Raw genomic sequence first — 7,456 nt, 5'->3', positions numbered from 1 at the left:
TCCGGGGTATAAATCAATTTGGCACTGGCTTATCAAGCACCCTGTTGAGTTCTCAAAGAACAACCACACACCATCTAGAAGCTCTACTCCGTAGAGCCCCCATCCGGGGCAACCTCTCCAACTTACCCGGCCCGACTTTCGCTGTCAACCTCGTGTTTTGAGGTGATCAACTTGGTACGACCCGATCCACGTTGACGCACGCCGTCGCCGGCGGTCGTTTCTGTCGTGGGAACTCGGCAGACCGGCCGATCGCCGCTTCGCGGCCATCCGCCCGGCTCTCTGCCGGCTTTCGCACTCTACCCGGTCGGCCTCGCGATCGCAACCCCGTCTCCGGAGTGTGTCGCACCGCCCGTTCCTCAGTCTCGCTCGGCGTTTCCGCCACGAGCCTGGCGCCCGTCCTCGGCCGGTTTGTCCGGCCTCCCTCGTGCAGAGAGAAAGTTACGCGGCCGGCCCGGAGAAGGCAAATCAGTGATCATCATTGGCGCCCCTGGCGTGCCACGGAACGGCGCGCGGGCAGTACCCCGATCTGGATCGGCGCGCCGCGGAGCCGGCGGCGTGCCAGAGTGGCTGCCATGGATGACCTGTCCCGATCCCCGACGGCCACGCTCGCCGACGAGGCGTTGCTCGGACTCCTGGCGCCGTTCTGGCAACTGGTGATCGGCGCGGTCGTGCTCGCCGTCGTCCTGCTCTCCACCGCTCGGCTCGCCCAGCGCGGCCGGTCCCGGATGACCACCGCGCTGCTCGTCACCGCTGCGGCGATCGTCGGCCTGACGGTGATCGGCGTGCTCGTCGAGGGGTGACCCGAGGGCTCAGAGCCGTCGATTGGCGAGACTGGGCAGCTCGGTGCGGATGGTGTGCAGGCGGTCGAGGTCCAGGTCGACGACGGTCAGCCCGACCCCGTCCGGCACCTGGCCGAGCACCGTCCCCCACGGGTCGACCACCATGCTGCGCCCGAAGCAGGTACGCCCCGGCTCGTGGTCACCGATCTGGCCGGCGGCGGCCACGAAGCACTGGTTCTCAATCGCCCGCGCCCGCAGCAGCACCTCCCAGTGGTCCCGGCCGGTGTGCATCATGAATGCGGCCGGTACCACGAGCAGCTGCGCTCCCCCGTCGACGGCCAGCAGCCGGTAGAGCTCGGGGAAGCGCAGGTCGTAGCAGATGGACAGGCCCACCCGCAGACTCTCGACGTCAACGACCACCGGCTGGTCACCGGGGGCGACCGTCGCCGATTCCAGGTACGACACCCGCCCCGGGATCTCCACGTCGTACAGGTGGATCTTGCGGTAGCTGGCGGCGAGCGCGCCGGAGCGGTCGAACACCAGGGACGTGTTCCAGGTGTGCGCCGGATCCGGGCCGGCCTCGTGGAACGAACCCGCCACGACCCAGATGCCGAGCCGCTCGGCGACACCGGCGAAGACCGTGCCCACCGTGCCGTCCACCGGTTCCGGCTCCGGCATCCCCGCGCCGTGGCCGAGGTAGTCGACGTACTCGGGGAGGATCGCGAGATCCGCGCCGGCCGCCGCGGCCCTGACCAGCAGGGCCTCGGCGGCGGCCAGGTTGGCGGCCCGGTCGTCGCGGGCGTTGAGCTGGCAGACGGCAACGCGCATGGAGATCAGGGTACGGCCGGACGGGGGCCGGGGACAGCGTCAGATGCTGGCGAGCACCAGGGCGTCGGCGGCGAATCCGAGACCGGCCAACTGCACCGGCCGGAGCCCTTCCCGGTCCACGGCGAGCGCGAGCAGCACGGTACTCGCCGGGTAGAGCGCTGCGATCGCGGCCACAACGCTCAGGTGGCCCCGGCCCGCGGCGGCCAGGTAGAGCGCGTTCGCGGCAACGCCCGCGCCGAGCCCCCAGGCCAGGTCGACCGTGCTCGGCGTGCCGGGTGCCACCAGCACCAGCAGGAGCGGCAGCGGCACGCTCAACAGTTGGGAGACCACGGTGACGGCGACCGGGTCGGCACGGCGGGACGCCTTGCCGCCGGAGAAGTCGGCCCTACCGAACGCGACCGCCGACACCGCCGCCAGCATGATGGGGAACACCGGACGGTCCTACCAGAACAGGGGCGGGCCCGACCAGTGGGATGCCGTACCGACGACAGCACGGCCACCCCCGGGCGGCCGTGCTGTCGTCGTCAGAGTGGGGCGCCGGTCAGGCAGACTTCTCCTCGCGCTCCCGGCGGGACCGGCGACCGGTGAACTCCCTCGGGACGATGGTCGGGTTGACGTTCTCCAAGACCACCTCGCGGGTGATCAGCACGCGGGCGGCGTCGGGGTTGCTCGGCACCTCGTACATCGTGGAGAGCAGGACCTCCTCGATGATGGCGCGCAGGCCGCGGGCGCCGGTGCCGCGCAGCATCGCCTGGTCGGCGATCGCCTCAAGCGCCGGCTCGTCGAACTCCAGCTCGACCCCGTCCAGCTCGAACAGGCGCTGGTACTGCTTGACCAGCGCGTTGCGCGGCTCGGTGAGGATGCGCACCAGGGCGGTGCGGTCCAGGCTGCGCACGTTGGTGATCACCGGCAGCCGGCCGACGAACTCGGGGATCAGCCCGAACTTGAGCATGTCCTCCGGCATCACCTGGCTGAAGATGTCGTCGGTCGACCGCTCGGAGACCGACCGGAGCCGGGCGCCGAAACCGGTGCCGCCGTGGCCGGTGCGGGCCTCGATGAGCTGGTCGAGCCCGGCGAAGGCGCCACCGCAGATGAACAGCACGTTGGTGGTGTCGATCTGGATGAATTCCTGGTGCGGGTGCTTGCGCCCGCCCTGCGGCGGCACGTTGGCCACCGTGCCTTCGAGCATCTTCAGCAGCGCCTGCTGGACGCCCTCGCCGGAGACGTCCCGGGTGATCGACGGGTTCTCCGACTTACGGGCGATCTTGTCGACCTCGTCGATGTAGATGATGCCGGTCTCGGCGCGCTTGATGTCGTAGTCCGCGGCCTGGATCAGCTTGAGGAGGATGTTCTCCACGTCCTCGCCGACATACCCGGCCTCGGTCAGCGCGGTGGCGTCGGCGATGGCGAACGGGACGTTCAGCATCCGGGCCAGGGTCTGCGCCAGGTGGGTCTTGCCGCAGCCCGTCGGCCCGAGCAGCAGGATGTTGGACTTGGCCAGCTCGACGGCTTCGCTGCCGGAACCCGGCGCGCCGGCCGCCTCGGCCTGGATCCGCTTGTAGTGGTTGTAGACCGCGACGGCGAGCGCCTTCTTGGCCTGATCCTGACCGACGACGTAGTTATCGAGGAACTGGCAGATCTCCATCGGCTTGGGAAGCTCTTCCCACTTCACCTCGCCGGACTCGGCCAGCTCCTCCTCGATGATCTCGTTGCAGAGGTCGATGCACTCGTCGCAGATGTAGACCCCAGGGCCCGCGATGAGCTTCTTGACCTGCTTCTGCGACTTGCCACAGAAGGAGCACTTCAGTAGGTCGCCGCCGTCACCGATCCGTGCCACCTACGTTCTCCCTGCACTCGTCGGCCGGAACGCCGGCCCTGACCTGCGGGCGCCGCGCGCCCGTCCGTCTCGATCCCTGCCGCCGGCCCGACCCGGCCCAGCGGCACGGAACCGACGTTACCCGCTGACGGAGGTTTCTCCGACCCCCAAAACGGGTGTGTCAGAGGTCGGCCAGGAACGACCCCCCGACCGACCTCCGACCCGGTGCTGCTCAGCTGGCCGCGTTGGCCGCCAGCAGGCCCTTCTTGCGGCTGGTCAGGATTGTGTCGACCAGCCCGTACTCCTTGGCCTCCTCGGCCGTCATGATCTTGTCCCGGTCGATGTCCTTGCGAACCTGGTCCATCGGGCGGTTGCAGTGCCGGGAGAGCATGTCCTCCAACTGGGTCCGCATCCGCAGGATCTCCCGGGCCTGGATCTCGATGTCCGAGCCCTGCCCGTAGCCGCCCTCGGTGGCCGGCTGGTGGATGATGATCCGCGAATTCGGCAGCGCCATCCGCTTGCCCGGGGTGCCGGCCGCGAGCAGCACCGCCGCCGCGCTGGCCGCCTGGCCCAGGCAGACGGTGGAGATGTCCGGCCGGACGTACTGCATGGTGTCGTAGATCGCCGTCATGGCGGTGAACGAGCCACCCGGCGAGTTGATGTACATGATGATGTCGCGGTCCGGGTCGGTGCCCTCGAGCGTCAGCAGCTGCGCCATCACGTCGTTGGCGGACGCGTCGTCGACCTGGACGCCGAGGAAGATGATCCGGTCCTCGAAGAGCTTGTTGTACGGGTTGGACTCCTTGACCCCGTACGACGTGCGCTCGACGAACGACGGCAGCACGTAGCGGTTGTGTACGGCCGCGAACTGGGGCGGCAGGCTCAGATCGGTCATCGTCAGCTCCTCAGCTCAGGGTCCCGGCGCCATCCGGAACCTGAGCGGCCCCGATGATCACCTTGTCGATGAAGCCGTAGTCCATGGCCTCCTGGGCGGTGAACCAACGGTCCCGGTCCGAATCCGCCTCGATCTGCGCCTGGCTCTGGCCGGTGTGGTGCGCGACCCGCTCCTGGAACATCCGCTTGGTGTAGAGCATCTGCTCGGCCTGGATCGCGATGTCGGACGCCGTGCCGCCGAGGCCACCCGACGGCTGGTGCATCATGATCCGCGCGTGCGGGAGGGCGTACCGCTTGCCCTTGGTGCCGGCGCAGAGCAGCAGCTGGCCCATGGAGGCCGCCATGCCCATCGCCACGGTCGACACGTCGTTGTCGATGAACTGCATGGTGTCGTAGATCGCCATGCCGGAGTAGACCGAGCCACCCGGCGAGTTGATCCAGAGGTTGATGTCGCGGTCCGGGTCCTCCGCGGCGAGCAGCAGCAGCTGCGCGCAGATGCGGTTGGCGACCTGGTCGGTCACCTCGCTGCCCAGGAAGATGATGCGCTCCTTGAGCAACCGGTTGTAGACCGAGTCGTCGAGGTTGCCAATGGTGTCGCCACCGCGGGCGTCGATCGCCCGGAGCGGCTTCGGTGAGATGTGCATGTCGGTCATGGCAGCCCTTCGCTCTCCGTACCGTCCTCCCCGACACTAACCGCTCAGCCGGGTGATCGACTCCCGGTCGGGGCACTGTTCGCTCTCAGCGCAGATGTCCTCGGGACGTACCCGGAAAAGGGTTTCGGCCGCCGTCCACCACGACGGGCGGACGGCGGCCGACCGGGACGATCAGTGCGCGTGGTCGTGCTCGTGCGCCTGCTCGCTCTCGGCCCGCAGCGCGTCGAGGGTGACCTCGTTGCCGGCGGTGTCCTTGATCTTGATCTTCTCCATGACCGCGGCGAGGGCCTTGCCGCGACGGACGTCGCCGAAGACGGCGGCGGCCGCACCGGAGCGCACCAGCTGGTCGTAGTACTGCTGCGGCGCCATCCCGGCCCGCTGCGCGCGGTGGACGATCTCGTGGCCGAACTCGTCGTCGGAGACCTGGACGTCCTCGGCGTCGGCGAGCGTGTCGAGCAGGAGCTGGATCTTCACGCCCTCGGTCGCCGCCTCGTTCAGCTCGGCGTCGATCTGCTCCTCGGTCTTCTCCTCGGCGGCGAGGTACTCCTCCAGCGAGGCGCCGATCCGCTCCAGCTGGTCGATCATGGCCGCCTTGCGGCTCTCGACCTCCTCGCGGACGACTCCCTCCGGCGCCGGCACCTCGGCGGCGGAGACGAGCTGCTCGAGTGCCTTGTCCCGGGCGGCGTAGATCTGCTCGACCCGCTTGCCCCGGGTGACCCGCTCGCGCAGGTCGTCGCGGAGCTCGGCGATGGTGTCGAACTCGCTGGCCATCTGGGCGAAGTCGTCGTCCAGCTCCGGCAGCTCCTTCTCCTTGACCGTGCGGACGGTCACCGCCACCTCGGCGTCCCGGCCGGCGAAGTCGCCGCCCACGAGCTGGGTGGTGAAGGTGGTGCTCTCCCCGGCGGCGAGGCCGACCACGGCCTCGTCCAGGCCCGGCAGGAGCTGCTTGCTGCCGACCTCGTGCGAGATGTTGCTGGCCGAGCCGCCCGGCACGTCCTCGCCGTCGACGGTGGCGTTCAGGTCGATCTGGACGTAGTCGCCCTCCTGGGCGGCCCGCTCGACGGTCTTGAGGGTGGCGAACCGCTCGCGCAGGTTCTTGACCTGCTCGTCGATCTCGCTGTCGTCGATCTGGAGCTCGTCCACGGTCACCTCGACGGTGGCCGGGTCCGGCAGGATGATCTCCGGACGGACGTCGACCTCGGCGGTGAAGTTGAGCGAGTCACCGTCGTTGAACTCGGTGATCTCGACCTCCGGGCGACCGAGGGTCTTCAGGTCGTGCTCGCGGACCGCGGCGAGGATGTTCTGCGGGATGGCCTCCTGCACCGCCTCGTTGAGGACGGTGCCCCGGCCCACCCGCTGGTCGATGACGGCGGCCGGCACCTTGCCCCGGCGGAAGCCGGGAACCTGCACCTGCGAACCGATCTCCCGGTACGCCTTCTTGAGGCTCGGCTCGAGCTCGACGAACGGCACCTCGATGGCGAGCCGCACGCGCGTCGGGCTCAGAGTCTCGACGGTGCTCTTCACAGGCGTACTCCTTGACGGATCTCAGTTGAGTCTGGGCGTGTTTGCGCGCATCGAGTGTAGGCGAGCCGGGCTGCTGCTCCGGCAGCGCCCGGGTACCGCGCGACAAAAATCGGCGACGACCCGGACGACCCGGCCGCGGACGACAGTCGGGGTGGCGGGATTTGAACCCACGGCCCCTCGCTCCCAAAGCGAGTGCGCTACCAAGCTGCGCCACACCCCGTGGCGACGAGAAGTGTATGCCGTCAAGCACCCGCCCGAGGTGCCGGGGAGGCCCCCAACGCGCCGAACCCCCACCAACCGGACACCCATCGGTGGGTTCAGGCACGGGCCGGCGGCGTCGGCGGGCTGCAGGCGAGCGTGGCGGGCGCGTTTTGTGGGATGTGGCGGTGTCGGGGTACGGGGAGACCGCGACTTGCTGCACGGCGTGCGGATCATGGAGTCGGCGCGGGGATATGCCTGTGCGCGTCGGGTGGGGGGACCGGGTAGGCTGGCGGCGCGTCCCGCGGTGGCGGGGCGACTGCGGGCGTAGCTCAATGGCAGAGCTTCAGTCTTCCAAACTGACGGTGCGGGTTCGATTCCCGTCGCCCGCTCCAACCACGAAGGCCCAGGTAGACCGCACGATCGCGGCACCTGGGCCTTTCACATTTCCCCCGCCTTTGATCTTGCGTGCCATCCGCGTGCCATTCAACGGCGGGGCCGGCCCTCACCGGCGATGCGGCGGTCCATCGCAGAGGCGATCTCGCGGTCCCGCTCGCCGGTTGCATGCTGGTAGATCAGGGCGGCCCGCATGGTGGCGTGCCCCATGGGGTGCATGAGCTCTCGCGTACTGGCCCCGGACGCGGCGGCGAGGGTGTTGCCGGTGTGCCGCAGGTCGTGGGTGCGCCGTGAGGCGCTGTGGTTCGAGTGGAGGTGAGAGACCTTCGCCGCTGACCCTGTCGCAGCAGGGCGGTGGAGCTGGGGGC

Annotated in this window: 7 protein-coding genes, 2 tRNA genes and 1 pseudogene; 2 read left to right on the top strand and 8 right to left on the bottom strand. The window is 69.2% G+C overall.

What is annotated here, in order from left to right; all coding sequences use genetic code 11:
- The first annotated feature begins 572 nt into the window (after positions 1–572).
- Entirely contained in the window at positions 573–800 is a 228-nt protein-coding gene (locus tag ABZ807_RS32815) for a hypothetical protein (protein WP_357166902.1), read from the top strand.
- Positions 801–809: 9 nt separating this feature from the next.
- Here the strand turns inward: ABZ807_RS32815 and ABZ807_RS32810 are convergent, their stop codons facing one another.
- The 7 genes from ABZ807_RS32810 to ABZ807_RS32780 all read right to left on the bottom strand — a co-directional run bounded on the left by ABZ807_RS32810 (position 810) and on the right by ABZ807_RS32780 (position 6,714).
- Positions 810–1,607 (bottom strand): carbon-nitrogen hydrolase family protein, encoded by a 798-nt coding sequence (locus ABZ807_RS32810; RefSeq protein ID WP_357166899.1) that lies wholly within the window; start codon positions 1,605–1,607, stop codon positions 810–812.
- 39 nt (positions 1,608–1,646) lie between these two features.
- On the bottom strand, positions 1,647–2,039 hold the full coding sequence (locus ABZ807_RS32805) for an EamA family transporter (protein ID WP_357166896.1): 393 nt from the start codon (positions 2,037–2,039) through the stop codon (positions 1,647–1,649).
- A 109-nt stretch (positions 2,040–2,148) separates the two neighbouring features.
- A complete protein-coding gene (clpX, locus tag ABZ807_RS32800) occupies positions 2,149–3,444 on the bottom strand; it encodes an ATP-dependent Clp protease ATP-binding subunit ClpX (RefSeq protein WP_357166893.1) in 1,296 nt (431 codons plus the stop codon).
- A 211-nt stretch (positions 3,445–3,655) separates the two neighbouring features.
- The gene (locus ABZ807_RS32795; protein WP_357166890.1) at positions 3,656–4,318 is read right to left on the bottom strand and encodes an ATP-dependent Clp protease proteolytic subunit; all 663 of its coding nucleotides are present in this window, start codon (positions 4,316–4,318) and stop codon (positions 3,656–3,658) included.
- Positions 4,319–4,328: 10 nt separating this feature from the next.
- Positions 4,329–4,970, bottom strand: coding sequence for an ATP-dependent Clp protease proteolytic subunit (locus ABZ807_RS32790; protein WP_357103121.1), 642 nt, complete (start codon positions 4,968–4,970; stop codon positions 4,329–4,331).
- Between the two features lie 171 nt (positions 4,971–5,141).
- Positions 5,142–6,494: a trigger factor gene (gene tig / locus ABZ807_RS32785; RefSeq protein WP_357166887.1), complete on the bottom strand. Its 1,353-nt coding sequence runs from the start codon at positions 6,492–6,494 to the stop codon at positions 5,142–5,144.
- Between the two features lie 146 nt (positions 6,495–6,640).
- Positions 6,641–6,714, bottom strand: a tRNA-Pro gene (locus ABZ807_RS32780).
- 299 nt (positions 6,715–7,013) lie between these two features.
- On the opposite strand from ABZ807_RS32780, the gene ABZ807_RS32775 reads away from it, so the two are divergent.
- Positions 7,014–7,087 (top strand) — tRNA-Gly (locus ABZ807_RS32775).
- 91 nt (positions 7,088–7,178) lie between these two features.
- Here the strand turns inward: ABZ807_RS32775 and ABZ807_RS32770 are convergent.
- Positions 7,179–7,456 (bottom strand): annotated as a pseudogene (locus ABZ807_RS32770) (hypothetical protein); the annotation flags it as partial.

This window comes from Micromonospora sp. NPDC047548 (genome assembly GCF_040642975.1).
Taxonomy (GTDB): domain Bacteria; phylum Actinomycetota; class Actinomycetes; order Mycobacteriales; family Micromonosporaceae; genus Micromonospora.
Note: the sequence above shows the minus strand (reverse complement) of the source record. Positions and strands in the feature narration are given on the sequence as shown.

Bases quoted from the DNA above. Each gene is read 5' to 3' on its own strand.
- ABZ807_RS32815 (WP_357166902.1), top strand. From the start codon at position 573: ATGGATGACCTGTCCCGATCCCCGACGGCCACGCTCGCCGACGAGGCG.
- ABZ807_RS32810 (WP_357166899.1), bottom strand. From the start codon at position 1,607: ATGCGCGTTGCCGTCTGCCAGCTCAACGCCCGCGACGACCGGGCCGCC.
- ABZ807_RS32795 (WP_357166890.1), bottom strand. From the start codon at position 4,318: ATGACCGATCTGAGCCTGCCGCCCCAGTTCGCGGCCGTACACAACCGC.
- ABZ807_RS32790 (WP_357103121.1), bottom strand. From the start codon at position 4,970: ATGACCGACATGCACATCTCACCGAAGCCGCTCCGGGCGATCGACGCC.